This window comes from Dyella sp. LX-66 (genome assembly GCF_018599165.1).
Classification (GTDB): Bacteria; Pseudomonadota; Gammaproteobacteria; order Xanthomonadales; family Rhodanobacteraceae; genus Dyella_D; species Dyella_D marensis.
In genome coordinates, this window is record NZ_JAHFVJ010000001.1 from 479,647 (window position 1) to 504,167 (window position 24,521).

21 protein-coding genes are annotated in these 24,521 nt (G+C 67.3%); 2 read left to right on the plus strand and 19 right to left on the minus strand.

The window, feature by feature from the left end:
- Positions 1-13: 13 nt before the first annotated feature.
- From KK141_RS02110 to KK141_RS02130, 5 genes are all read right to left on the minus strand, one after another.
- On the minus strand, positions 14-2,182 hold the full coding sequence (locus tag KK141_RS02110) for a YjbH domain-containing protein (protein WP_250901484.1): 2,169 nt from the start codon (positions 2,180-2,182) through the stop codon (positions 14-16).
- A complete protein-coding gene (locus KK141_RS02115; RefSeq protein WP_214570731.1) occupies positions 2,179-2,898 on the minus strand; it encodes a capsule biosynthesis GfcC family protein in 720 nt (239 codons plus the stop codon). Before KK141_RS02115 ends, KK141_RS02110 begins: the two co-directional genes overlap by 4 nt.
- Before the next feature lie 65 nt (positions 2,899-2,963).
- Entirely contained in the window at positions 2,964-3,641 is a 678-nt protein-coding gene (locus KK141_RS02120; protein ID WP_214570732.1) for a YjbF family lipoprotein, read from the minus strand.
- Between the two features lie 11 nt (positions 3,642-3,652).
- Positions 3,653-4,675 carry a polysaccharide biosynthesis/export family protein gene (locus KK141_RS02125; RefSeq protein ID WP_214570733.1) on the minus strand — a complete coding sequence of 341 codons (1,023 nt, stop codon included), beginning with the start codon at positions 4,673-4,675 and terminating at the stop codon, positions 3,653-3,655.
- 231 nt (positions 4,676-4,906) lie between these two features.
- The gene (locus tag KK141_RS02130; protein WP_214570734.1) at positions 4,907-5,227 is read right to left on the minus strand and encodes a hypothetical protein; all 321 of its coding nucleotides are present in this window, start codon (positions 5,225-5,227) and stop codon (positions 4,907-4,909) included.
- 349 nt (positions 5,228-5,576) lie between these two features.
- Between KK141_RS02130 and KK141_RS02135 the strand changes: the two genes are divergently transcribed.
- Positions 5,577-6,626 (plus strand): undecaprenyl/decaprenyl-phosphate alpha-N-acetylglucosaminyl 1-phosphate transferase, encoded by a 1,050-nt coding sequence (locus tag KK141_RS02135; RefSeq protein ID WP_250901485.1) that lies wholly within the window; start codon positions 5,577-5,579, stop codon positions 6,624-6,626.
- Positions 6,627-6,660: 34 nt separating this feature from the next.
- Positions 6,661-7,398, plus strand: coding sequence for a YdcF family protein (locus KK141_RS02140; RefSeq protein WP_214570735.1), 738 nt, complete (start codon positions 6,661-6,663; stop codon positions 7,396-7,398).
- 71 nt (positions 7,399-7,469) lie between these two features.
- On the opposite strand, the gene KK141_RS02145 is transcribed toward KK141_RS02140, so the two are convergent.
- From KK141_RS02145 to tviB, 14 genes are all read right to left on the minus strand, one after another.
- A complete protein-coding gene (locus KK141_RS02145) occupies positions 7,470-8,906 on the minus strand; it encodes a right-handed parallel beta-helix repeat-containing protein (protein WP_214570736.1) in 1,437 nt (478 codons plus the stop codon).
- Positions 8,907-9,274: 368 nt separating this feature from the next.
- Entirely contained in the window at positions 9,275-10,447 is a 1,173-nt protein-coding gene (locus KK141_RS02150) for a glycosyltransferase family 4 protein (RefSeq protein WP_214570737.1), read from the minus strand.
- Between the two features lie 84 nt (positions 10,448-10,531).
- Positions 10,532-12,499 (minus strand): asparagine synthase (glutamine-hydrolyzing), encoded by a 1,968-nt coding sequence (gene asnB, locus KK141_RS02155; protein ID WP_214570738.1) that lies wholly within the window; start codon positions 12,497-12,499, stop codon positions 10,532-10,534.
- Complete coding sequence (locus KK141_RS02160; RefSeq protein ID WP_214570739.1) at positions 12,499-13,584, minus strand: glycosyltransferase family 4 protein; 1,086 nt, start codon at positions 13,582-13,584, stop codon at positions 12,499-12,501. The genes asnB and KK141_RS02160 overlap by 1 nt, the downstream gene beginning before the upstream one ends.
- Positions 13,581-14,888: a hypothetical protein gene (locus tag KK141_RS02165; protein WP_214570740.1), complete on the minus strand. Its 1,308-nt coding sequence runs from the start codon at positions 14,886-14,888 to the stop codon at positions 13,581-13,583. Before KK141_RS02165 ends, KK141_RS02160 begins: the two co-directional genes overlap by 4 nt.
- Positions 14,885-16,147, minus strand: coding sequence for a glycosyltransferase (locus KK141_RS02170; RefSeq protein ID WP_214570741.1), 1,263 nt, complete (start codon positions 16,145-16,147; stop codon positions 14,885-14,887). The genes KK141_RS02165 and KK141_RS02170 overlap by 4 nt, the downstream gene beginning before the upstream one ends.
- Positions 16,144-17,613 (minus strand): lipopolysaccharide biosynthesis protein, encoded by a 1,470-nt coding sequence (locus KK141_RS02175; protein ID WP_214570742.1) that lies wholly within the window; start codon positions 17,611-17,613, stop codon positions 16,144-16,146. The genes KK141_RS02170 and KK141_RS02175 overlap by 4 nt, the downstream gene beginning before the upstream one ends.
- Positions 17,610-18,875: a glycosyltransferase gene (locus tag KK141_RS02180; protein WP_214570743.1), complete on the minus strand. Its 1,266-nt coding sequence runs from the start codon at positions 18,873-18,875 to the stop codon at positions 17,610-17,612. The genes KK141_RS02175 and KK141_RS02180 overlap by 4 nt, the downstream gene beginning before the upstream one ends.
- A 4-nt stretch (positions 18,876-18,879) precedes the next feature.
- Positions 18,880-19,371 (minus strand): acyltransferase, encoded by a 492-nt coding sequence (locus KK141_RS02185; protein ID WP_214570744.1) that lies wholly within the window; start codon positions 19,369-19,371, stop codon positions 18,880-18,882.
- A 5-nt stretch (positions 19,372-19,376) separates the two neighbouring features.
- Entirely contained in the window at positions 19,377-20,468 is a 1,092-nt protein-coding gene (locus KK141_RS02190) for a DegT/DnrJ/EryC1/StrS family aminotransferase (protein WP_214570745.1), read from the minus strand.
- On the minus strand, positions 20,465-21,052 hold the full coding sequence (gene wbpD / locus KK141_RS02195) for an acyltransferase (RefSeq protein ID WP_214570746.1): 588 nt from the start codon (positions 21,050-21,052) through the stop codon (positions 20,465-20,467). The genes KK141_RS02190 and wbpD overlap by 4 nt, the downstream gene beginning before the upstream one ends.
- 7 nt (positions 21,053-21,059) lie before the next feature.
- Complete coding sequence (locus KK141_RS02200) at positions 21,060-22,013, minus strand: Gfo/Idh/MocA family oxidoreductase (RefSeq protein WP_214570747.1); 954 nt, start codon at positions 22,011-22,013, stop codon at positions 21,060-21,062.
- Positions 22,010-23,056: an NAD-dependent epimerase gene (locus KK141_RS02205; RefSeq protein WP_214570748.1), complete on the minus strand. Its 1,047-nt coding sequence runs from the start codon at positions 23,054-23,056 to the stop codon at positions 22,010-22,012. Before KK141_RS02205 ends, KK141_RS02200 begins: the two co-directional genes overlap by 4 nt.
- Positions 23,056-24,333 carry a Vi polysaccharide biosynthesis UDP-N-acetylglucosamine C-6 dehydrogenase TviB gene (gene tviB / locus KK141_RS02210; protein WP_214570749.1) on the minus strand — a complete coding sequence of 426 codons (1,278 nt, stop codon included), beginning with the start codon at positions 24,331-24,333 and terminating at the stop codon, positions 23,056-23,058. The genes KK141_RS02205 and tviB overlap by 1 nt, the downstream gene beginning before the upstream one ends.
- Between the last annotated feature and the right edge of the window lie 188 nt (positions 24,334-24,521).

A 24,521-nucleotide genomic window follows, 5' to 3' on the forward strand; every position in this document is an offset into this window, starting at 1 on the left:
ACCGTGCGGCCCGTCAGTCCAGCGACTTCTCCAGGTTCTTCTCGAACAGATCCGGATCGCGGTCGCTGGTCATGTCGTAAAGGTTATAGCGCCGGTACAGCCGCGCGCCGCCGTCGCGCAGCAGCGGCTCCCACATGAAGCTGGCGCGCGAGCGGCTGGAATGCGGCAGCAGCAGGTCGAACGGGATCGAGAAATAGATGCCCTTGTCGAAACTTCCCTCGCCCGTCTGCGTGCCGGACTTGTTGGTGATGGTGGCGTAGGCGCCCATGCGCACGCCGTTGTCGAACTCGCGCGACACGTCGACGGTGACGCCATAGTCCTTGGCCAGATAGCGGCCCACGCTGGCGGCGATGGTGACGTCGTGGAAGCCGGTGTTGTAGTACAGCGTGGCGTTGCCGGTCACCGTCTTGTAGCCGCGCAGCGCGAAATCCTGGCGGTAGCCGCGCTGGCGCACCCAGTTCAGGTCGACGCCGAAGGCCCAGCGCTCGCCATACGGCCGGTACAGCACTTCGCCGCCCACGCCCGCATACATCGATTCCAGCATGCCGCCATAAGCCATGCCGAACAGATCCGGCCCCAGCACCTTGGTGCCGGTGAGCTGGAAGTTCGGCATGGTCACGTCGGACGTGGTGAGGTACTCGCGGATATTGGTGCGCACGCGCGGCAGCAGGCTCGGCGCGGTGTAAGTGAACTTGTCGTAGTTGTTGAGCAGATTCACGCTCACCACGCCGTCCCACCACAGATTGCGCGAGAAGCGATACGTCGCGTTGCCGTTGGCGGTGAACTGGTACAGCACGAACGCGTTCGGCCCGCCCAGGCTCTGCTGGTAGCCCAGCGACACGCCGCCATCGAAGCGCTTCGGCGGCTTGGTGTAGAGCGTTACCTCGTCCTGCTGCCCCGGCGGATTCTGCTCGGCGCTGCGGCGCAGCTCCTGCATGTCGATGCGGTGATCGAGCGCGTCGATAAAGCGCGGGCGATGGATGCTCTGCTCCGCCAGCGGCATCCCGTAGTTCTCTTCGCCCACGGTGAACCAGTCGATGCTCTGGTCCACGCGGTTGTCGAGAATGCGCGCGGTGCGCCCCAGCGTGCGGCTGGGATAGAAATACGCGCGCGGCTCGCCATGCACCACCAGTTCGGAACCGCGCCGGCCGATGCTGGTGACGTCGATGCCCGCGTTCTGGCCCAGCGCCTTGGCCAGCTCGTCCCAATCCAGCTGCTCCGGCGCCTTGCGCTCCATCGCGGCCGCGCCCTGCGGCGGATCCGGCGTGGTGGCCAGTTCGCGCACCGGCTCGGGCGCGGGGTCGGCGGTCTTGCGCGGCTCGAAGTGCTTGGCCAGGTTGGTGTGCAGCGTGAGCGTGGCCATGACCTTGTCGCCGCGCTCGAAACCGAGCGACAGATCGACGTTGTCGTTGACCCGGTACATCGCCGCGACATTGATCGGCGAGCGCTGCTTGAATTTGTTGCCCAGCCCTTCGTGCTTGTAGTTGTTGCCGTCCAGCTCGACCTTCAGGCGCAGCTTGTCCAGCGGCGTCTGGTACTCGATGCCGCCGATAAATGCCGCCGGCCCGCGGAAGTAACGCAGCGTGTTGAACTCGCCGCCTTGCTGATTGGTATTGCCGGCGCGGTTGTCGAAGCCGCTCCAGGCCCAGCCGAGCGGACTCTTGATGTCGCCGCGCGCACCCATGTTGCCCCAGGCCAGGCCGGCGGTGACGTCGACCGGCCCGAAGCGCTTGCTCGCCACCACGTACTCGCTGCCGAACAGGCCGGTACCGCCGATATCGCGTCCGCCCACCGCCACCGCGGGACGCCAGCGCGTCTCGTCCCACAGGCGCAGCTTCAGGTCGATCGATTTGTCTTTGTAGCTCTGATGTCCGCTCAGGCCCACCGGGCCGTACAGGCGGTTGCTCACCGACGAGTAGCGGAACGTGCCTTCGATCCACGGCAGCGGCTGCAGCGAGAGGTTGTAATGCGTGTACGGATACGTGCGCGAGGCGGTGAACGCCAGGTCGCCTTCGTCCGCCATGCGCGCCGTCGGCGTCTGCATCAGGCCGACTTCGCCGTAGTCGTTGCGCGTATAGCCAGGCGCCGACTGCGCGTGCAATACGCCGACGATGCACTGCGACAGCAGCAGACTGGCCGGCAACATCACGCATCCGCTGCGCCAGTTAAGGCGAGCGATCATGGCAACACCCCGCCATCCAGCGGCTGGGTGGCGATGAAGTCCGCCATCTCGTGGCCGAACACGGCGTCGGCCGCGCCGGCGGTGAGGCGGCTGTCGAGCGGCACGTAGACGATGGCGCCGGGCGCCAGCACGATCGGCGCGCTTTCGTTCCACAGTGCGATGCCCAGCTCGAACACCTTGCCGTCGGGCTGGATCACGTAGAGGAAATCGCGATCGGCCATCTGCGTGGGGCAGGCCTTTACGTACTTTCGTGCCTCCTGCAGCGCCACGTGCGGCAACTCGCAGGATTTCTGCACCGCGCCGATCACACGCACCGTCGAAGGACGTTGCGGATAGCTCAGCGTGTCGCCGTCTTCCAGCGGCAGATCGTCCGCCTCGTTCGCATAGAGCGCGCCGGGATCCAGCGTGGCGACCACGCGGCGTCCAGTCACCGGCATGGCCTGCAGCCATCGCCGCAGCTTCGTGCTCAGATCAGCCAGCGGCGCATTGCCTTCGCGCCTGGCCTGGTCCACCACCGCGCCCAGCTCGTACAGCAAGCCAGCCTGCAAACGCATCTGCTCGAACTGCTTCGACTTCTGCGTCCAGCTCGCACCGAGCACATAAGCCTCGGGCCGCACCTGCGCCGCCGTCGCCGCATCGCCCAGCCGCGCATTGCCGTTCAAGGCCTGCACGCCTGGCCGATCGACCTGTCCGGAAACGCTGACGGATACCGCCATCGCTTGGATCGGCCAGGCAACGCCTATGCACAGGCACACCAGCCATCCGGGCAGGCAGGCGAGCCTCACGTTCGGGCCTCGCGGTACGGGCGCAGCTGGATCAGCTCCAGCGTCTGGCCGGGCGCGACGTGCTGCCGGCTTTTCCAGATAAAGCCATCGGCGGGATCGACCCAGTAGCGGTTCGTCACGTCGAAGCTCGCGCCATCGGCGCGCACATGCTCGTCGTAGCGGCGCAGCTGATGGCGCTGACCGAGGATGTCCACGCTCTCGACACCCTTCGGTTCGAGCTGCGCGACCGCGGTGATGCCATAGCGATAACCCGGCGACCAGTCCAGCACGCGGCGGTACTCGATCGGCGCCTGCACATGCTGCAGGCCCGACGCGAACGGATCGCCGCCATCGAAGGCGACATGATCGAGGTTCGCTTCCAGCCCCACCGTCCGCACCAGCACGCCGTTGCGCAGGAACACCGCCTGCCCATCCTGGCCGTACCAGCTTTCCAAGCCGCCCTGCACGCTGGCCAGCAACAGGATCGCCTCGCCGCCCGGAGCATTCACCTGCAGCTGGTAATACGGCTCGGCCGCCACCGACGCCGCGGTGGGATGCACGTCGGTGCCGCCGCCGATGGCCTGGCGGATCGTATCTGCGCTTCCCAGCGATACGTCAGTGCAGCCGGCGACGATCCCACTCGCAGCCGCCAGGGCCGCGAGGCGGAGCGAAGCTCGCCACGGGAAGCTCGTCATGCGCGTATACCTCAATTGGTGAGGTCGTTCTTAGCCGAAGCCGCGTTGGTCACGATGCCGGACAGCGGCAGCAGCTGCGAGAGGAAGCGGTTCCAGCGCGTCACGCCGGCAGGGCCCACGAACACCACGTCGCCGGGATGCACGGAGAACTGCGCAGCCATCGCGAATGCCGCGGGCGATTTGGCGTCGAGCTGGTAGATCGTGGCGGGCGACTTCTCCATGTCCTCCACGCCGCGGATCACGTAGACCGCATTGCCCTTGGAGGTGGTTTCGTTCAATCCACCGGCTTTGCCCAGTGCCTGCGACAGGCTCATGTCGCTGGTCTTGAACGGGAAAGCCGCCGGACGCGTCACCTCGCCCACCACGTAGACCTCCTTGCGATCCGCATAGGGAAGGAAGATCTGGTCGCCGGGCTTGAGCCACACATCGCCCAGCTGGTGATTGCGCGCGAGCGCGTCGAGATCCAGGTGGTAATCGCGTCCGTCGCGCGACAGCACCAGGCCGGAGAGATCGGCCTGGTCGGTATTGATCTGCGCCGTGCCCACCGCCTGCGCAAGGCTCAGCGGGGTTACCGTGACCGGCAGCGGATCGGTCTTGACGAAGGCGCCGCGCATGGTGATGCGCTGCGCGCCGTAACTGATCACGCTCATGTCGACCTGCGGGTCCTGCACGTACTTGGCCAGGCGCTGCGAGATCTCCACGCGCAGTTCTTCCACCGTCTTGCCGGAAGCCTTGACCACGCCGACATAGGGATAGAACAGCGTGCCGTCGGCGCGCACCACGCGGCCGTTCGCACTGGGCAGCTGCTGCGAGCCCGCGGGCGAGGTCAGCTCGGGGTGGTCCCACACGGTGATGTAGAGCGAGTCGCCCACGCCGATGCGGTATGCCTCCGGCTGGTAGTTGCGCAACTCGTCGGGAAGGGTGGCCAGCGGATTGGATGCTTTGTCCATCGCCAGCAATTTCGGCGTGATCGGCACCAGCTGATAGCGAGCCGCGTCGATCGAGCCTTGGCGCGAGAAGTCGGTCGCGCTCATGTGCTGGCCTGGAGCCCAGAAACAGCCGTGCAGGGTCAGGGCGGCACATGCCAACAACAATGCCCGTCGCTTGTTCATCCGTAGAGCCCTTCGATTATCGCGAACGCCGGCGTGCGGCGAACTTGGATCCTCGGCCCCCTACCGATGACGTGAGACGTGCCGGCCTGCGTGCCGCGTGGGCTGCAGACCGCGCGACGCGTTCGTTTATGCGAACGCGTCGTTAAGAACTAATCAATGCGTGCCGGTGGTGCCCGTGGTGCCGGTACCACCGGTACCGGTGCCGCCCGTACCGGTGCCACCGGTGCCTGCAACAGCCGCTGCGGCCGCCGCACCCGGACCCGCGTGGTTGGCCTTCATGCTGCCGTGCGCGGCGCCCTTGGCGCTCTTGGGCGAGATCAGCTGCGCCGGCGTCGCAGGCTTGGCCTGCTGCTGCTCGATGAGCTGGTTCACAGTGGTCGGCTGCTGCTGTGCGTTCTGCGCGTTCTGCGCGAAAGCGGTGCTGGCCAGAAGCAGGGCGGAAGTCGCTGCGATGGAAGCGGCAAGAAGTTTCATGAGCATCCTCTTCGGTGCGTCGCGTGATGGCGGAGATGCGGAGAGTGAAGCGACTGGACTGTAGCTTCGTTCGTGCGTGAATGACTGAACCAACACCAACCCACATTGAGAAAAATCTACTGGACGTTCACTTACATCGCTTAGAGTTGCCCTTCACCGCGAAGAGCTTCAACACATCTGGCTCATCTCCGTCGCGGGTTCGTGATGTCGCGCAAGCTTTTCGCTGTTGCGACTCGCTCGATCAGCTTCTTGTCATCACTGCTTCGCAGAAGCGAGCGATGATAGGCGACGCGTGACGCTCCATTCGACGCGAGCCATCCCCACTGGATTGCCCCGAGGAAGCCACGATATGCAAGACACAAGAACGATGCTCGCCTGCGCTGCGGCCTTGTTCACTTCTGCCGTGGCGATTGTCGTTCTGCGCCGCCTGGCGGAGCCCCTCGGCCTGCTGGACCGCCCCAGCGACCGTAAGCAGCACAAGGGCAGCGTGCCGCTGGTAGGCGGCCTGGCGATGTTCTGCGGCGTCTTCGTCGGCGCCTGGTGGTATGGCGACGCCACGCAGATGAGCCGCATGCTGCTCACCACGGCCGCGGGCCTCACCATCATGGGTTCGCTGGACGACCGCCACGAGCTCAGCGTGCGCACGCGCCTGATCGTGCAGACCCTGGCCGTGTTCGTGATGATTGGCAGTACAGACGTCTATATCCGTTCGCTGGGAACGCTCAACGGCGTTCAGCTTCAGCTGGGCCCGCTCGGCATCCCGGTCACGCTCATCGCGGTGATCGGACTGCTCAACGCGTTCAACATGATGGACGGCATCGACGGTCTTTCCGGCAGCATGGGCCTGGTCGGCATCGGTTCGATCTTCGCGTTCCATCACGGCAGCGTCACGCCCGGTGTCACGGTTCTGATCGCCATGCTCGGCGCGGCGATGATTCCCTACCTCGCCACCAACCTCGGCCTGTTCGGCCGGAAAATCTTCATGGGCGACGCCGGCAGCACCGTGCTCGGCTATCTGCTCGGCTGGGCGCTGATCGACCTTAGCCAGAGCCCGGGTTCGGACCTGCTGCCCACCGACGTGCTGTGGTGCGTGGCCCTGCCAGCGCTGGACACGCTGGCGGTGATGTGCCGCCGCATGCGCAACCACCAGTCGCCGTTCAAGCCGGACCGTGGCCATATCCACCACATCCTGCTGCGCACGGGCCTGAGTCCGCGCATGACCCTGCTGGTGCTGGTGATCGCCTCGATCCTGCTGGCCTTTATCGGCCATCTGATCCACGACTACGGCCAGCTCGCCAGCCTGGGCCTGTTCGGCTTCCTGCTGCTGACCTACATCGTGTGCACTACGCGCCGCTCCGCCATCGCCGCCAGCCAGGCGGTGCAGCAGCGCGGACAGTGAGCGGAGGGCGCAGGCAGCGCGCCTGCGCCAGCGCATGTTCGACCTGGTCAACCTGAGCATCAGCCACCCCATCACCCAGGCGTGGCTGCTCGGCGCCATCGCCCTGCTGTGCATCGTGCTGCGGCGCTATCGGCTGGGCCTGGGCATCGCCGCGATCGCGCCGCTATGGCTGCTGCTGTGTGCGACGCCTGTGTTCGCACACGGACTGCAGCGCTGGCTGCAAGGCCAGTACGCCACGCAGCCCGCGGTGGATTACCCCAAGGCGGATGCCATCGTGGTGCTGGGCGGCGAGGCACTGGCCGACGAGAAAGACAGCTGGCGCGACGAAGGCGGCGACGCCATCGCCAACAGCCGCGTCGGCTTCGGCTATCTGCTGTTCCGCGCCAGCCGGGCGCCGCTGGTGGTGCTTTCCGGCGAGAGCGATGCGAAACGGATGGCCGCGATGCTGGAGCGCCAGGGTGTGCCCTCCTCCGCGGTGCGCCTGGAAACCGCGAGCCATACCACCTACGAGAACGCACGCAACTCCGCGGCGATCCTGCGCGGCGACGGTGCGCATACCGTGCTGCTGGTCACCTCGCCCGAACATATGCCGCGTGCCGCGGCGAGCTTCGAGAAGCAGGGCCTGCGTGTGATTCCCGCGCCCGCGCTGATGCCTCCCGTGCGTGCGCCAGGCAGCGAATGGGAACCGCGGCGTGCGGTGCTGTGGGATGCCTCGCATACCTTGCACGAGTACATCGGCCTGTGGGTCTATCGATTGCGCGGGTGGGCGTAGGCTGGGGTGACAACCCCAACGCTGGGAGGCGCATGAAGTGGGCGATGTTGGGGTGGTCACCCCAACCTGCGTCAAGGCTTGCCGCCGAACTCCACCGCCGCCCCATTCGCCACCCGCGGCACACCCGTATCCACCTTGTTGTCGTACTCGAACGACTGCGCATCCAGCCGCACGTCGCCCTTGCTCAGCTGCAGCTTCTTGCCCGTGCTGAGGAAGGCCATCGGCACCGGCCTGCCCGTGGCAAGCGTGCGCGTGCGCCGCACCGTATTGCCCGAAATCACCACCGAACCGATATGCCGCGCGCTGTCGGCCGATTCGTCCTCGGAGAAGTTGATGCAGGTGCCATAGATATCGGTGAAGGTATTGCCGGCCACCACCAGCCCGCTCACCCCGAGCACGCCGATCGCACCCATCTGCGGACGGACCCCGATAAACGTATTGCCGGTGATCACCGCATTCACCGCATTGCGGCTGCGCGCCGACGCCATGTCGCCAAGCCGGATCGCATCGCCGCCCGGCCCGTTGCCCGGCGGCGAGCGCTCGAAGATGCAGCCCATCACGCGCGCGCCGCTCAGGCCCTTGATCGCCAGGTCGGTGCGCACCGAATTGAGGAAATGGCAGTTGCGCACGGTGAGGTTGTCCGGCGTGTCGGCCGCGGTCTTGGGCCGGGTCGAACTGTCGATGCCCCAGTAGCAGTTGCGGAACTGGCAATCCAGCACCTGCCAGTTACCGATATTGCCGCCCTTCTGGTGACCGTTGAAAAAAGTGATGCCGGCGGTGTTCACCGTGTCGATGTCGATGAAGTTGCAGCGGCGGATCGTCACGTTGCGGTACACGCTGAAATCGTGGTCCGGCTCGAAATCGATGCCGCCCACCGAGCGCGACAGCTTGGCATTGCCGATATTGCGGAAGGTGCAGTTCTCCACCAGCAGGCCGTCGCAGTCGATGATCGACAGCCCGTTGCGGTTGTCCTTCACGGCGCCGTCGAAGATGCAGTCGCGCACGGTGACCCGCTCGTTGTGCCGCTCGGTGTTGGACTTGGTGCCCGAGCCCACGTACATGCCGTCGCCGCGGAAGCCGAAGAAGGTCATCCGCTCCACGGTCAGGTCCGACGTGGCGTTCGCCGCCAGCAGGTAGTAGTACTGCGCGTAGCCGTACTCGCCCACGCGGCCATTGAGCTTCAGATCGTGCAGGTGGATGTCGCGCATATTGTCGGCCACGCGCGGCGTACCGCCATCCTTGATGTAGGTGGCCAGCATGAATTCCGAGGCCAGCGAATCGTCGAAGGAGCGCAGCTCGCTCGACGCGCCCTCGCCGTACAGCTCCAGCCCCGAGCGCAGGTTGATCTGCTTCACCGGATAGACGCCGGCGGGAATCAGCACGCGGCGCGAACCGTCGATGGCCTTCTGGATGCCGGCGGTGCAGTCGTAGCTGCTACGCCCCGCGCGGATCGCCGCGTGCTCTTCCTTGGGTAGGAAGTCCAGTACGTTCGCCGGCGTGTCGGGCATGACGATGTTCCTCGGAGCTGATCGCTGCTGGCCGCACGTCGAGACATGCGCATTCATCGGCTTCCCCCGGAACGCCGAGTTTAGGGATACGCGCGGCGCGAGGTTTACTCGCGCATGAACCTATTCCTTGCGATCCGGGCGCAGGAAGATGCAAAAACTTCCTCAGCCATCTGGCGACAACCTTCCATCTCCCTCTCCCCTCCGGGGAGAGGGTTGGGGTGAGGGGGACCTACGGAGCATAGAAGCGGGATGGGAAAGCGGGCGATGCTTCGTCGATCCGATGCCGCGAGCACCCACCCCTCATCTGCCTGCCGGCATCTTCTCCCCGGCGGGGAGAAGAGTTCGGTAGGTGTGCCGCATGAACCTCTCTACGCCATGCGCCGCTGTGCCACAGGCTCCTCCACCGGCATCGCCAACGGGCCGCACAATTCGCGATACACATCCACGGTCCGCCGGATCACAATCCGCTCATCGAATTCCGCATGCGCCTTCGCCCACGCCGCTTCGCCGAGGCGCCGCGCCAGTGCCGGATCATCGTGCAGGCGGCGGATCGCATGCGCCAGCGCTTTCGCATCGCGTACCGGCACCAGCAGGCCATCGACACCGTCGCTCACCACTTCGCGGCAACCGGGCACATCGGTGGTAATCAAAGGCTGCGCACAAGCCGCCGCCTCGATCAGCGTCTTGGGCAGGCCTTCGCGATAGCTGGGCAACGCGACTACGTCCACCGCACCGAGCAGGTTCGGCATGTCTTCCACATGGCCCAGCCAGTTGATGACGCCCTCGTTGACCCAGCCGCGCACGGTCTCTTCCGGCACCGCCGCGGGATTGCCGGGATCGGGCGTGCCGGCGAGCATGAATTCGATACGCCGCCCTTCGGCCAGCAGCTCGCGCGCCGCGGCGACGTATTCCTCCAGGCCCTTGTCCCACAGCAATCGTGCGGCGACGAGCACGCGCAGCGGCCCGCCCGAACGCTCGCCGCCGCGCTTGACGAAGCGCCAGCAGTCCACGCCCGAGCCGCGCACCAGCCGGATGCGCGAGGGATCGACCAGCCCGGCGCGTTCGAACAAGGCCACGTCGTCGCTGTTCTGCAGGATCAGCCGCGCACCCTCGCCGTCCAGCGCCAGCCGCAGCAGTGCGCGCACCACCGGCCGCAGCGCGCGCGCCTTCAGGTCGTTGCTGGTGAACACATAGCCCATGCCGGCCACCGCGTTGACGCGCGCACGCACCCCGGCCAGCCGTGCCGCCAGCGAGCCATACACCGCGCACTTGATGGTGAAGCCATGCACCAGCGACGGCCGCTCGCGCTTGAGCAACTTGGCCAGATAGCGCAGCAGCGCCAGCTCCCGCAGCGGATTGAGGCTGCGCCGCTCCATCGGCACCGGCTCCCAGCGCAGGCCGAGCGCGCGCAGCTTCTCGCCGTACGGACCCGGTGGCGACAGCAGCAGCAGCTCGTGGCCGGCCTTATGCAGCGACAGCGCCAGCGAGCGCCGGAAGTTGTAGAGATACCAGTCGGTATTGGCGAACAGGACGATCTTCATGGGATGGCTTGCCGCTCCGGGGATAAGGGTCGCTCGCGCGGCTCCGCCACAGGCGGCGCATGCGCCTTCCTGCCGTGGCCGCGTTCATGCCGTTTCCCCCTGTTCGGCGCCCAGCCAGGCCTGGAACATCAATACGTTCCACAGCTGGTGCTGCCAGTTGCGCTTGCCGCTCAGATGTTCCTGCCAGACGCGCCGGATCGGCGCATGGCGCAGATAGCCCTCGTGGCGCAGGCGTCCTTCGTCGAGCAGGCTTTCCGCCCAGTCGCGCAAAGGTCCGCGCAGCCAGCTGTCCAGCGGCACGCCGAAGCCCTGCTTCGGGCGTTCGATCAATTCTTTCGGCACGTGCCGGTACAGCACCTGGCGCAGCAGCCACTTGCCCTGGCCGTCGCGGATCTTCAGATGCAGCGGCATGCGCCAGGCCAGCGAGACCACGCGCGGATCGAGCAGCGGCACGCGCGTCTCCAGGCTGTTGGCCATGGCCGCGCGGTCCACCTTCACCAGGATGTCGTCGGCCATATAGGCCTGCGCATCCATCGCCATCATCCAGTGCTCGAAGCTGTCGGTCTGCGGCCAGGCCTGCGGATCGGTCAGCAGGGTCGCCGGCTCCGCCGCGCCGTGCACGAGGTGTTCCGGCTCGCTCCACTGGCTGGTGAGCTGATGGAAGAACTGCTGCCCGCTGGAAAGGGTGAGCACGCCGGCCAGCTTCTGCGCCTTGTCGCCCGGCGTGGCCACGTGCATGCGCTTAGGTAAAAGCACGCGGGCGCGCTCGTACCACCTGTCCCAGGTCGCGGGCGGCACCGCGCGCAAGGCGCCGGCGGCGGCGTGGCGCACGAACGACGGCAGGCGTTGCATGCGTTCCCACACCCGCCGCGCGGCGAGGTAACGGTTGTAGCCGCCGAACAGCTCATCGCCGGCATCGCCACTGAGCGCGACGGTGACGTGGCGGCGCGCCAGCTGGCTGACCAGGTAGGTCGGAATCTGCGAGCTGTCGGCGAACGGCTCGCAGAACATGCCGGGCAGCTTGGGGATCACCGCCAGCGCATCCTCGGGCCGCACGTACAGCTCGGTGTGCTCGGTGCCCAGGTGCGCGGCCACTGCCTTGGCGTGCGTGGCTTCGTCGTAGCCGTCTTCGCCGAAACCGATGGTGAAGGTCTTCACCGGGCGGCTGCTCTGCTTCTGCATCAGCGCGACGATGGTGCTGCTGTCGATGCCGCCGCTCAGGAAGGCGCCCAGCGGCACGTCCGCCAGCATCTGCGCGCGCACGCTCTGCGCGATCTGCGATTCCAGCGCGTCGACGGCCTCCTGCTCGCTGCCGAAGAACGGCTCGGCCATGCCTTCGGCGACCACGTCGTTGTAGCGCCAGTACGGCTGCGGCTCCGCTTCGCGCGGCCCGCCCGCCTGCAGCCGCAGCACGTGGCCCGGCCGCAGCTTGGCCACGCCGCGATAGATGCTGTACGGCGCCGGCACACAGTTGTGGCGCAGCAGCAGGGTGAGCGCGTCGCGGTCGACGTCGGGACGGAAACCCTCGTACGCCTTCAGCGCCTTCAGCTCGGAACCGAACACCAGCGCCTCGCCCTGCCAGCCGTAGTACAGCGGCTTCTCGCCCAGCCGGTCGCGCGCCAGCGCGAGGCTGCGGTCGCGGCGGTCCCACAGCGCCAGCGCGAACATGCCGATGCAGGCCTTGAGCGCGGCTTCCAGCCCCCACGCGGCGATGCAGGCCACCAAGGTTTCCGTATCCGAATGGCCGCGCCACGTGGGCGCGTTGCCTTCGGCGGCGAGGCGCGCGCGCAGGTCGAGATGGTTGTAGATCTCGCCGTTGAATACCGCCGTATAGCGGCCGCAGGCCGAATGCATCGGCTGATGCCCGGCCGGCGACAGATCGATGATCGCCAGCCTCCGCTGTGCCAGTGCGATGCCGGAAGCCTCGTCGGCCCACACGCCGCCGTCGTCCGGGCCGCGATGCAGCAGGCGCGCGGTCATTGCCAGCGCCTGGCGCTCCAGCCGCTCGCGCGGCGCACCGGCAGGTATCCACAATCCGGCGATGCCGCACATCAGCGTGCCTCCGCGTTGCGCAGCACGTCGGCCAGGCGCGGGGCCTGCGAGGCGAGGCTGTAATGGTCTTCCACCCGGTGGCGGCCGGCGCGGCCCTGGCGCGCGCGCAGCTCAGGGCTGCCGATCAGCTGGCGCAAGCCTTGCCGCCAGTCGCCGTTGTTGGCGGCAAGAAAGCCGTTGTCGCCATGCCGCACGATGTCCGCGTTCACACCTACCGGCGAAGCCACCACGGGCAGGCCGCAGGCCATGTACTGGATGATCTTGTAGCCGCACTTGCCGCGTTCCCATGGCCCGTCGCGCAGCGGCATGATGCCGACGTCCATATGGGCGATCAGCTCGGCTTCGGTTTCCTCGGACCACGGCAGCACGTCCACCGCCACGCCTTCGAACTGCGCCGCCACCTCGGGCCGCGCGCCGACCAGCAGCACGCGCGCCGCGCCGCCGGCGCACACGTCCATCAGTACGTCGCGCAGGTCCAGCGCGTAATGCTCGGTGGCCGGCGAACCGATCCAGCCGATCACCGGCTGCGCGCGGCCGCCGTGTTCGACCGTGTCGTAGCGCAACTCGTCCACCACGGTGGGGATGATCTCCACCCGGCCCGCCTTGGCCTGCTCGGCGCGCGCGGCGAGGTAGGGATTGCCGGCGATCACGCAGGCGGAGCGCGCCATCACGCGGTCGATCTTGCGGCCCAGCACGCGGCGCACCACGGGGCTGGGCGAGAGATCGTACTTGTGGAACAGCGCGTCGTCGTAGTCCACCACGTAGGGCCGCGCGTGGCGCGACAGCAGCGCCTCCAGTCCATAAGGCAGATACGGAAACAGCTCGCCCTCGATCCAAGCCAGGTCGTGGTCGCTGTTGCGCATCAGCTCGGCGATGCGCCGGCCGTAGTAGCGCCATGCGGTGTACTTGGTCGCCTGCGGGCGCCCGCCATAGAGGCCTTCCAGATACGAGTCCGGAAACAGCTCGTGCACTTCCACGTCGATGCCCCGACGTTCCAGCTCTTCCAGGTACTGCAGGCTGCGCAGGCGCGTGCTGGGCCCCAGCCTGGAGTAACGGGCGAACAGGATCACCTTCAGACGCTTCATGCAGGCACGCGCTCCACCCCGGAGGGGAATTCCACGAACAGCGCCACCAGCGGGATGGTGTACATCCACTGGAACGCGAACGCTTCGATGTAGGGATTGGTATTGGAGGCGATGAACGCGGCCACGAAGGCGCTGAACAGGAACTTGTGGTGCGGCGGCAGCTGCCTGGCCCTGGCCAGGCGCAGCACGCGCACGATGTAGACGAAGAATGGGAACGCATATACCGCCGCGCCCAGCAGGCCCACCCGGTAGATGGTGGCCAGCCACACCAGCTCGTAGCGCCACGGGTATTCCGCGCTGCTGACGAAGCTCACGCCCTTGCCGTGGCCGGCACCGATGCCGCCGTTGTCGAGGATGCCCTGGAACAGCGAGCCGGCCATGCCCACGCGCGACGTGCCGCCGCCGGAACTGATCTTGTCGGCGAAGCTGTCGTAGATCACGTCCAGGCGCACGCTGGTATAGGTCTGCAGCAGCACCACCACCGCGACCATGCCGACCAGCATCGGCAGGCCGACCTTGATCATGCGCGACAGCGGCGAAGTCAGGCTGCGGTGGAAACCCACCGTACGCGGCCCCAGCAGGCGCCCCAGCACCCAGCCCACCGGAATGGCCAGGATCAGCGCCGAGCGGCCCGACGTCACCGCGCAGACGAAGATCATCGCCAGCACCGCCATGCGCAGCAGGCGGCTGCGGATCAGTTCCGGCGAACTGTAGAAACCGCCCGCCAGGAAGATCAGCGAGCCGTACACGTGCATGATCGCGCCGGCGAAGCCGCCCTGCAGGTTGATATTGGCCTGCCCCTTGAAAAAGAACGACACGGCGTCCGCGCCGTAATGGAAGTACAGATAGAAGTACAAGGCCACGCTGGCGCAGGCGAACACGGTGAGGATCGCGAACCAGTCCACCAGCCGCCCCGGCCCCGGCGCGCGCATCAGCCCCGCCGCCACCAGCATCCACAGCAGCGGCGAGAGGATGTAGATCACCAGCATCTGCGCGGCGGCTTCCGGCGGCGCGTCGTTGAGATAGCCGACCGCGGTGTAGATCACCGTCACCATGGCTGTGCACACGTACAGCGCCAGCAGCTTCTTGAAGCCCAGGCCGAAGCGGAAACCCGGCAGCGCGAGCACCGCGGTCAGGCCCAGCATCGCCGCGGTGGGCACCGGCAGCGAGTTGGGGATCACCACCGACAGGAACAGCAGGCCGATCGCCGCCAGCAGGAACAGATGCCGGCGCGTGATGCTGCGCTCGCTCATCGGCACCGGGCTGCGCATGCCGCGCATCGAAGGAGAGAGGGACGGATTCATAAGGCCACCATGTCGGCGATCCAGCGATCCAGCACGCCGGCTTGCGCCACCTTGCTGTACGCGCCGATCTCGCGGCGTCCTTCCGCCGGCGCGGCAATGATCCGGCGCAGGGCTTCGGCGCTTTCGCCGCCGCCTTGCGTCACCAGGGTCTGTCCGGCGCCGGTCTCGGCCAGGATCGACGAGGCCGCGTTCTCCACGCCGGATACGCACACCACCGGCACGCCCGAGGCAAGGTACTCGAACACCTTGCCGGTGGCGCAGCACACGCGGTTGCCGGTGAGCAGCAGCAGGCGGTCGCAGCGCTTCATCAGCTGCAAGGCCAGCCCGCGCCGCACCGGCTTGATGGTGGTGACACCGAAGCGCGCGCGCTGCAGCGACTGCTGTTCGCGCTCGGTCAGCTCGCCCACGAACAGCACGTGGCGGCGCGCCTGGCCGTCCTCGATCACATTCATCAGCGACACGAAGCGGTCCAGGCTCTGCGATGCGGAAGCATCGCTGGCGCCGACGCGGCCGAAATGGCCGATCAGCATGGCGCCTTGCGGAATCTGCCGCGCCAGCAGGGCGGCGGCTTCCTGCGCGTCTTCGTCCATATGCGCGGCGAAGTCATCCGGATCGAAGCCGTTCGGCAGCAGCCCCACGCGCTTGCCCGGATAGCGGCGCGCGAAATCTTCCACCAGCGCGGGACTCACCGAGGTGACCATGCTGGCCGCTTCGATCACGCGCGCCTCGATCATGCGGCGCGCGGCGTCGGCGACGCGGCCCGCGCGGCCCAGCGGTTCGAACACCAGGCCGTCGCGGAAATCCTGGATGCACGGCAGGCCGTGGCGCGAGGCCAGGCTGGACGCGGCGATCAATGCATCGATCGGTGAATACGTACCCACGGCCACGCAGCGTTCGCCGGCCGCGATGCGCTCGCTGCAGCGGCGGTCCGCCTCGGCCAGCGCATTGACCAGCCACGGGCGGCGCGCGGCGGCGCCGCGCGCCAGCGGCGAGAACGGCAGGGCCGGCGCGAAGGCCGAGGCCATGCTCAGCAGCGACGCGGCCAGCGAGGATTCGCTGCCCACGCAATGTCCCGGCAGCGGAATCACTTCCACCGCCGGTGAGCCGGCCGCGATGGGCGCGGCGCCATGCGCGCGCGCCAGCACGTGGACCCGGTAGCGATCCGCGTCCAGGTATTTCACCAGGCCCTTGAAACGCTGCGCCGCCACGTTGCCGGTCGCATGATGGGCCGCGAACAGGAAAAGATTGACCTTGCTCATTGCACTCCATTCCTGCGCAGCTGCGGCGACACGTTCGCCGCGCGCAGCCGCGCACCCTGCATCAGCTTCGCGCCGGCCTGCAGCGCCAGCGCCAGCGAAGGACGGAACCAGGCCAGCGACAGCAGGCCCAGGCCCGCCCACAGCCACAGGAACAGCCCGCGGTGGCGCTCGCCGAACAGCACGAAGGCCACCGCCAGGCCGGTCGCCGCCGAGGTCGCCAGATACAGCCGCGCGCGCGGCACGGGGCGCCACACGCGGCACGAGAATTCGGTGCGCACGATCAGGAACAGCAGGAACGAAACCGCGGTGGAAATCGCCGCGCCGCCCGCGCCCAGCCGCGGCACCAGCAGATAGTTGCCCACCACGTTCAGCGCCGCAGCCAGGAACGAGGCCAGCATCGAATACAGGCTGCGGCGCGCGAGGCTGATACCCACCGCGGCGCATTCCGACAGCGCATACAGCAGCGGCGGCGCCAGGCTGGCGGCGACGATGTACTGCACGCGGTCATACGTTGAAGGCAGCACCAGGGCCAGCACCCAGGACAGCAGGCCGGTGGCGACGAAGATCAGCACCACCGCGGCCAGCAGATGATCGGTGACCGCATCGATCTTCGCCTGGGCGTCGCCCTCGGCCGCCCAGCGGTAGACGGTCGGCGCCCACACGGTGGAGAAGATGCTGGACACGATGCCGGCCGCGGCCGCGATGCTGGCCGCCACCGAGAACACACCCAGCTCCGTCAGCGTCGACAGCTGGCGCAGGAACACCCGGTCCATCGCCATCAGCGCCCAGGACGCGACACCGCCGAAGATCAGCGGAAAGCCGAACGCCATCAGCGGGTGCAGCCGCCGCCGGTCCAGCCGCGCCGCCAGCGCCGGCACCCAGGCATGCCGCGTGTTCCACGCATAGGCGAACATCACCGCGACGATCGACAGCGTGTACGCAGCCAGCAGCATGAAGAAGGTGCGCCCCGGCACCGCCAGCGCGTATGCCACCACCAGGGCCAGGAACAGCAGCTTCGGCAGTACCTGGCTCATGGAGAAGGCGAAGCCCTTCTCTTCCATGCGCAGGATCACCGACAGGAAACGCGAGACGAAGGTGGCAAAGATCGAAGCCGCGGCGATCGCGCTGAGCGCGCCATCGTCCACCGCGAACAAGGCCTGCGACAGCAGGCCCGGCGCGATGGCCAGCAACGCGGCCAGCAGCACGCCCAGCACGATCAGGCCCGGCAGCGCCGCCGCCTTCAGCAGCGCGGGCTTGTCGGCGGACTCGTGGTACTCGCGTGCATAGCTCTGGTCCAGCCCGAAGGTGAACAGGATCACCGCGAAGTTCGTCGCCACCTGCAGCATGGAGATGCGGCCGATGTCCTCGGCGCTGAAGAACCAGGCCAGCATCGGCAGGGTGACAAAGCCGACCGCCGCCGAGCCGAGCGGACCGAGCGCGAAGCCGAGCAGCTTGTTCTTGTTCATTGGCCGACCGCCTTGCGCAGCGGCACGACCACGCGATCGTGCGCGGCCGGCAATTTCCGTCCCGCCGCCGCTTCGTAGGTTTCGCGCAGCCGGGCCACCACGGCAGCTTCGCCGAAGCGCTCCAGGCAAGCCTGGCGGATCGCCGCCGCGTCGTAATGGCCGATGTTCGCGCGCAGTTCGTGCATGGCCCGCGCCAGTGCGTCGATGTCGTCCACCGGCACCAGCAGTCCGTCGCGCGCGGTGACGATGCCCTCGGGGCCGCCGCAGCGCGTAGCCACCACCGGGCGGCCCATCGCCAGCGCTTCCACGATGGCGACGCCGAAGGTTTCGTAGCGGCTGGGATGCACCAGGGCCTGTACACGCGCCAGTTCCTCCGCCACCTGCTGGCGCGTCAGCGCACCGAGGAAGGTGACGCGGTCGGCGATGCCGAGCTGCGCGGCGAGTTTCTCCAGCCGCGCGCGTTCCGGCCCGTGGCCGCCGATGCGCAGGCGCACGCCTGGCTCGTTGGCGAAGCCGCGCGCGAAGGCCTCGAACAGCAGGTGGATGCCTTTGTTCTCGTTGAGGCCACCCACGGTGAGGAAGGTGAAGTCGCTGCCGTTCGCCGGCTCGCCCAGCGGGCGCTCGCCGAACGAGGCGTCGACGATGTTCGGCATCACTTCCCACGATCCAACGTCGGCGCCGAAATAGCCTTCCAGGAAGCCACCGAACGATGCGCTCACCGCAAAGCGCCGCCGCGCCTCGCGCGCCGCCTCGCGGGCGATGCGCGCCTGCGTGCGGCTGACCCGGCCGCGCGGATACATCGAGCTGTGCTCGGTGAGCACGTACGGCACGCCTTCGCGCAGCCACAGCTGCCGCGCCAGCGCGCCGCCGTACAGCGCGGCGTGCGCGTGCACCACGTCCGGGCGCCCGAACTCGGCCACGTAGCGCCGGTACAGCTTCAGCCCATGGCGCACCCACCACGCGGCGGCGGCGCCGTGCAGCAGCGGGAACGGATTGACGCCCGGCGAACGCAGCACCGGCATGCCCTGGTCGAACTCGCGCCGCGGGCCGCGTTCGCTGCCGGCCGGGACGCGCCAGTGGCGCAGCGAGCGCAGCTGCGGATAGATCACGCCCAGCTTGCAGCCATGCCAGTGCAGGGCCAGCGCCTGTTCGCGGAAGAAGCTGCCGCTGATATCGCCGGGCCGGGCCGGATACCAGGACGGTATGACCAGCACGTGGATGTCGTCCACGTGGATGTCGTCGCGGGTGGCGGGTGTGCGCATGGCCTCAGCGCTCCCGGATGACGCGCGCCGGGATGCCGGCGATGATCTGGTTGCCGGCAAAAGACTTGGTCACCACCGAGTTGGCGCCGACGATGATGCGGTCGCCCAGCACCACGCCTTCGCGGATAAACACGTTGTCGCCGATCCAGCAGTCGTCGCCGATCACGATGTCGCGCTCGACGTGGCGCAGCGGACCCTCGGCATTGGTGGTCGGCTTGGCCGGATCGTGGGTCAGCGCCTTGATCGACACGTTGTAGCCGATGGCGCAGCCGCGCCCGATCACCACGCGCGAACCCGGTCCGCAGGACAGGTGCGCCTGGTTCAGATAACTGTGCTCGCCGATGCGGAAGTTCTCCCTCGGCCCGATCAGCTTGCTGCCCAGCCCCACCGTGGCGGAGGCCGCCACGCCCGGATAGCCGCGCAGGCGCCGCGCATGGCTGCGGCGCTCCGCCCAGTTCACGGAGCCGCTGATGCAGCGGGCGAGCAGGTCGATCACGGCGCCTACCTCGCCGGCACCGCGGCGAGACCCTCGACGATCGTCGCGATCTGCGCATCGGACAGGTACGGATGCATGGGCAGGCTGAGCACTTCGCGTGCGGCCTGGTCGCCGACCGGCAGCTGCGCGTTTGCGTCCGCCACCGCCGGCTGCCGGTTCAGCGGCACCGGGTAATGCACCACCGTCGGCACGCCGGCTTCCTTCAGCCGCGCCTGCAGCGCTTCGCGCTCGTCCACGCGGATGGTGTACTGCGCATACACGCTGAGGTTGTGCGCTTCGACGAACGGCGGCGCCACGCCGGCCTCGCCCAGATGCCGCGCATACGCCGCCGCCACCTGCTGGCGCTGGCGGATTTCCTCGTCCAGGATCGCCAGCTTGGGCAGCAGGATCGCCGCCTGCAGCGTATCCAGGCGGCTGTTCATGCCGACCCGCGCGTGGTGGTAGCGGCGGTCCTGGCCGTGCCGCGCGATCTGGCGCATGGCGGTGGCCAGTGCGTCGTCGTTGGTGAACATCGCGCCGCCATCGCCATAGCAGCCCAGCGGCTTGCTCGGGAAGAAGCTGGTGCAGGCGATGGTGCTGAGATTGCAGGAGCGGCGGCCCTTGTAGGTGGCGCCGAAGCTCTGCGCGGCGTCCTCGATCACCGGCAGCCCATGGCGCGCGGCGATCGCATTGATCGCATCGGCGTCCACGCATTGGCCGTAGATCGATACCGGCATGATGGCGCGGGTGCGCGGCGTGATGGCCGCCTCCAGCAGCGCCGGATCCATCAGATAGGTACGTGGATCGATATCCACGTACACCGGCTTCGCGTGCAGGATCGCCGCCGTTTCGGCCGTGGCGATAAAGGTGAAGCCCGGCATGATCACTTCGTCGCCGGGACCCACGCCCAGCGCCATCAGCGCGATCTGCAGCGCGTCGGTGCCGTTGGCGCAGCTGATGCAGTGCTTCGCGCCCACATAGGCGGCAAGCTTTTCTTCCAGCTCCGCCACCTCGGGCCCGAGGATGAACTGCCCGTGCGCGAGCACGCGCTGGATGCCCTCGTCGATCTGCGCCTTGATGCGCGCCTGCTGTGCCTTGAGGTCGATGAAGTCGATCACGCGGTGACCTCCTCGCGCCCGACCCGGCCTTCGCGCAGCACGTAGCGCTTGCCGGTATGCGGGCACAACGCTTCGCCGGAGCCACTGAGCGGCAGGTCGAGCTGCTCGCCGTATTCGCTCATCCAGCCGATCTGGCGCGCCGGCACGCCGACCATCAGCGCATAGGCCGGCACGTCCTGGGTCACCACCGCGCCTGCGCCGACAAATGCGTACTCGCCTACGGTGACGCCGCAGACGATGGTGCAGTTGGCGCCCAGGGTGGCGCCGCGCTTGACCAGGGTGTCGCGGTATTCGTCCTTGCGCTCGATCAGCGAGCGCGGGTTGTAGACGTTGGTGAACACCATGCTGGGGCCACAGAACACGCCTTCTTCCAGCGTGACGTTGTCGTACACCGACACGTTGTTCTGCACCTTGCAGCGGTCGCCGATCACCACGCGGTTGCCGACGAACACGTTCTGCCCCAGCGACACGCCCTTGCCGATGTGCGCGCCGCCGCAGACGTGGACGAAATGCCATACGCGCGAGTCGTCGCCGATCTGGGCGCCGTCGTCGACGATCGCGCTGGGATGTTGGTAATAGGCCATAAGCGCCTCAGCCGGCATTGCGTGTGAGGAAGGGGTGGTATTCGCCGCGCAGGCCGACCGGCGCCGCGTGGCGGATATCCGACACCGTGGTGATGGCGCAGCGGTTTTCCTCCAGCCCGAAGCCGCGGCCGGCCAGGATCTCCTGGTAGCTGCGCGTATGCAGGTCGGTGAAGCCGCCGGAGAACTCGATCTCCTCGCCGTCCACCGTGATGGAACGGTAGGTGCGCTGGCCGGCCAGGCGCTGCGCGGCGGGCACGTCTTCCACGTCCACCGAGAGGAACCAGCGCACGCGGCCATGCTCGTATTCCAGATAGCCGCCGGCCTTGGTGTCGGACAGCTGGTGCACCACGTTCTGCTGCAGTTCGCCGAAGATGAAATGCAGCATGTCGAAGAAATGCACGCCGATATTGGTGGCGATCCCGCCGGACTTCTTGGCGTCGCCCTTCCACGACTGCAGGTACCAGTGGCCGCGCGACGTCACATAGGCCAGATCCACCTCGTGCTTGGCCGCACGCTTGGAGGCGCGCACCTTCTCGCGCAGCGACATGATGGCCGGGTGCAGGCGCAGCTGCAGGATGGTGTTGATCTTGCGGCCGGTGTCCTGCTCGATCTCGCGCAGGCCGTCGATATTCCACGGATTGAGCACCAGCGGCTTCTCGCAGATGGCGTCGGCGCCGGAGCGCATGGCGAAGCGCATATGCGAGTCGTGCAGATAGTTGGGCGAGCAGATCGCCACATAGTCGGCGCGCTGCGGGTGGGTAGCCCGGCGCATCTTGTCGATATGGCGGTCGAAGCGCTCGAATTCGGTGAAGAAGTCGGCCTCGGGGAAGTAGCTGTCGATCACGCCGACCGAATCGTTCGGGTCATAGGCGGCCACCAGCTTGTTGCCGGTGTCGCGGATGGCCTGCATGTGGCGCGGGGCGATATAGCCGGCGGCGCCGATCAAAGCAAAGTTCTTCATGAAGCGACTCCTGCGACGGCCGCGCGGGGAGCCGCGGCGGGGTAATAGGTTCGATACCAGTCCACAAAGGCCGCGATGCCCTGCTCCACCGACACCTTCGGCCGATAGCCCACGGCCTCGACCAGGCTCGATACGTCCGCCTCGGTCTCGGGCACGTCGCCGGCCTGCAGCGGCAGCAGCTCCATCGTGGCTTTGCGCCCGAGGCACTGCTCCAGCACCTCGATGTAGCGCAGCAGTTCCACCGGCTGTTCGTTGCCGATGTTGTAGAGGCGGTAGGGCGCGACGCCGCTGGTGGCGGGGTCCGGGCGCATGGCGTCCCATGCCTGGTCCTTGCCGGGCACGGTGTCCAGCGCGCGCACCACGCCTTCGACGATGTCGTCGATGTAGGTGAAGCTGCGCTTGTGCCGGCCTTCGTTGAACACGCGGATCGGTTCGCCGGCGAGGATGGCCTTGGTGAACAGGAACAGCGCCATGTCCGGCCGGCCCCAGGGACCGTACACAGTGAAGAAGCGCAGGCCCGTGGCCGGCAGCCCGTACAGATGCGCGTAGCTGTGCGCCATCTGCTCGTTGGCTTTCTTGGTGGCGGCGTAGAGCGTCAGCGGATGCTCGGCCGGGCGGTGCTCGGAGAACGGCAGGTCGCGGTTGGCGCCGTAGACCGAGCTGGTCGAGGCGAACACCAGATGTTCCACGCCGTGGTGGCGGCAGCCTTCCAGCACGTGCAGGAAGCCGGTGACGTTGCTGCTCACGTAGACATGCGGGTTAGTCGCGGCATAGCGCACGCCGGCCTGGGCCGCCAGATTCACCACGCGCTGCGGGCGATGGGCGGCGAACAGCTTCTCCATCGCATGGCGGTCGGCCAGATCGGCCTGTACATGCGTATAGCCCGGGAAAGCCTGCACGCGTGCCAGGCGCGCCTTCTTCAACCCCACGTCGTAGTAGTCGTTGAGGTTGTCCAGGCCGATCACCTCGTCGCCGCGCGCCAGCAGCTTGCGTGCGACGTGCGAACCGATAAAACCCGCCGTGCCGGTCACCAGGACTTTCATCACAACCTCCCGTCTACCGCCTCGCGCGGCAGTACGTACTTCACGTCGTAGACCACCGACTCGGACTTGCCATAGCTGCGGATGCCCTTGGCGCCCTGCGAGGCGAATTCGCGATGGCCCACCGCCACGATCACGGCGTCGTACGAGCCGCGCGAGGGATCGCCGATCGTCGCCAGGCCGTATTCGTGCTGGCATTCGTCCGCGTCCACCCAGGGATCGTGGACATCCACCTCGGCGTTGTAGTCGCGCAGCGCCTGCACGATGTCGATCACGCGGGTGTTGCGCAGGTCCGGGCAGTTCTCCTTGAAGGCCAGGCCCAGCACCAGCACCTTGGCGCGCACCGGGTTGATGCCCTTGCGCACCATCAGGCGCACCACCTCGCCGGCCACGTAAGGACCCATGCCGTCGTTGGTGCGGCGGCCCGCGAGAATCACGTCGGGGTGATGGCCGACCTCCTGCGCCTTGTGCGTCAGGTAGTACGGATCGACGCTGATGCAGTGGCCACCGACCAGGCCGGGACGGAACGGCAGGAAATTCCACTTCGTTCCCGCCGCTTCCAGCACTTCGAGCGTGTCGATGCCCAGCTTGTTGAACAGCATCGCCAGATCGTTCACCAGCGCGATGTTGAGGTCGCGCTGGGTGTTCTCGATCACCTTCGCCGCCTCGGCCACCTTGATGCTGCTGGCCTTGTGCGTGCCTGCCGTGATGATGCTGGAGTACAGCGCGTCAACGTAGCTGGCCGCTTCCGGCGTGGAGCCGGAGGTGACCTTGAGGATCGTCGTCACGCGATGCTGCTTATCGCCCGGATTGATTCGCTCCGGGCTGTAGCCGGCGAAGAAGTCCTGGTTGAACTTCAGGCCCGAACCGGCCTCCAGCAGCGGCACGCAGACTTCTTCGGTGCAGCCTGGGTAGACCGTGGACTCGTACACCACCACGTCGCCGCGCTTGAGCACCGTCGCCAGCATCTGGCTGGCCTTCACCAGTGGCCCCAGGTCCGGACGCTTGGCGGCGTCGATCGGCGTGGGCACCGTCACGATATAGACGTTGCGATCGCGCAGGTCTTCCAGCGCATCGCTATAGCGCAGCCGCGTGGCGGTCTGCAGTTCCTCGGCGTCCACTTCCAGCGTCGAATCTTTTCCTGCACGCAGTTCTTCCACCCGCGCGGTGCGGATATCGAAACCCACCGTGTCGTACTTCTTGCCGAACTCCACGGCCAAGGGGAGGCCGACGTAGCCCAGGCCGATGACGGCAATCTTGGCATTGATCACTTGCTGCATCCGATCTTCCAGATAGTGGCGGTCCGGCGTCTTAGCCTGTGTCGATGGACCGTGAAGGGGAGAGCCTTTCGGCTCGGCTGCGGACACAAGAGCCACGTACTGTGGCAAGCGCTTCTTTACTCACACCTGAAGCACGACGACTCGTTCGCGACGCATTTCATATACAGCGAAACGCATCAACGTTTAGC

Bases quoted from the DNA above. Each gene is read 5' to 3' on its own strand.
- KK141_RS02110 (WP_250901484.1), bottom strand. From the start codon at position 2,182: ATGATCGCTCGCCTTAACTGGCGCAGCGGATGCGTGATGTTGCCGGCC.
- KK141_RS02115 (WP_214570731.1), bottom strand. From the start codon at position 2,898: ATGGCGGTATCCGTCAGCGTTTCCGGACAGGTCGATCGGCCAGGCGTG.
- KK141_RS02120 (WP_214570732.1), bottom strand. From the start codon at position 3,641: ATGACGAGCTTCCCGTGGCGAGCTTCGCTCCGCCTCGCGGCCCTGGCG.
- KK141_RS02125 (WP_214570733.1), bottom strand. From the start codon at position 4,675: ATGAGCGCGACCGACTTCTCGCGCCAAGGCTCGATCGACGCGGCTCGC.
- KK141_RS02130 (WP_214570734.1), bottom strand. From the start codon at position 5,227: ATGAAACTTCTTGCCGCTTCCATCGCAGCGACTTCCGCCCTGCTTCTG.
- KK141_RS02135 (WP_250901485.1), top strand. From the start codon at position 5,577: ATGCAAGACACAAGAACGATGCTCGCCTGCGCTGCGGCCTTGTTCACT.
- KK141_RS02140 (WP_214570735.1), top strand. From the start codon at position 6,661: ATGTTCGACCTGGTCAACCTGAGCATCAGCCACCCCATCACCCAGGCG.
- KK141_RS02145 (WP_214570736.1), bottom strand. From the start codon at position 8,906: ATGCCCGACACGCCGGCGAACGTACTGGACTTCCTACCCAAGGAAGAG.
- KK141_RS02150 (WP_214570737.1), bottom strand. From the start codon at position 10,447: ATGAAGATCGTCCTGTTCGCCAATACCGACTGGTATCTCTACAACTTC.
- asnB (WP_214570738.1), bottom strand. From the start codon at position 12,499: ATGTGCGGCATCGCCGGATTGTGGATACCTGCCGGTGCGCCGCGCGAG.
- KK141_RS02160 (WP_214570739.1), bottom strand. From the start codon at position 13,584: ATGAAGCGTCTGAAGGTGATCCTGTTCGCCCGTTACTCCAGGCTGGGG.
- KK141_RS02165 (WP_214570740.1), bottom strand. From the start codon at position 14,888: ATGAATCCGTCCCTCTCTCCTTCGATGCGCGGCATGCGCAGCCCGGTG.
- KK141_RS02170 (WP_214570741.1), bottom strand. From the start codon at position 16,147: ATGAGCAAGGTCAATCTTTTCCTGTTCGCGGCCCATCATGCGACCGGC.
- KK141_RS02175 (WP_214570742.1), bottom strand. From the start codon at position 17,613: ATGAACAAGAACAAGCTGCTCGGCTTCGCGCTCGGTCCGCTCGGCTCG.
- KK141_RS02180 (WP_214570743.1), bottom strand. From the start codon at position 18,875: ATGCGCACACCCGCCACCCGCGACGACATCCACGTGGACGACATCCAC.
- wbpD (WP_214570746.1), bottom strand. From the start codon at position 21,052: ATGGCCTATTACCAACATCCCAGCGCGATCGTCGACGACGGCGCCCAG.
- KK141_RS02200 (WP_214570747.1), bottom strand. From the start codon at position 22,013: ATGAAGAACTTTGCTTTGATCGGCGCCGCCGGCTATATCGCCCCGCGC.
- KK141_RS02205 (WP_214570748.1), bottom strand. From the start codon at position 23,056: ATGAAAGTCCTGGTGACCGGCACGGCGGGTTTTATCGGTTCGCACGTC.
- tviB (WP_214570749.1), bottom strand. From the start codon at position 24,333: ATGCAGCAAGTGATCAATGCCAAGATTGCCGTCATCGGCCTGGGCTAC.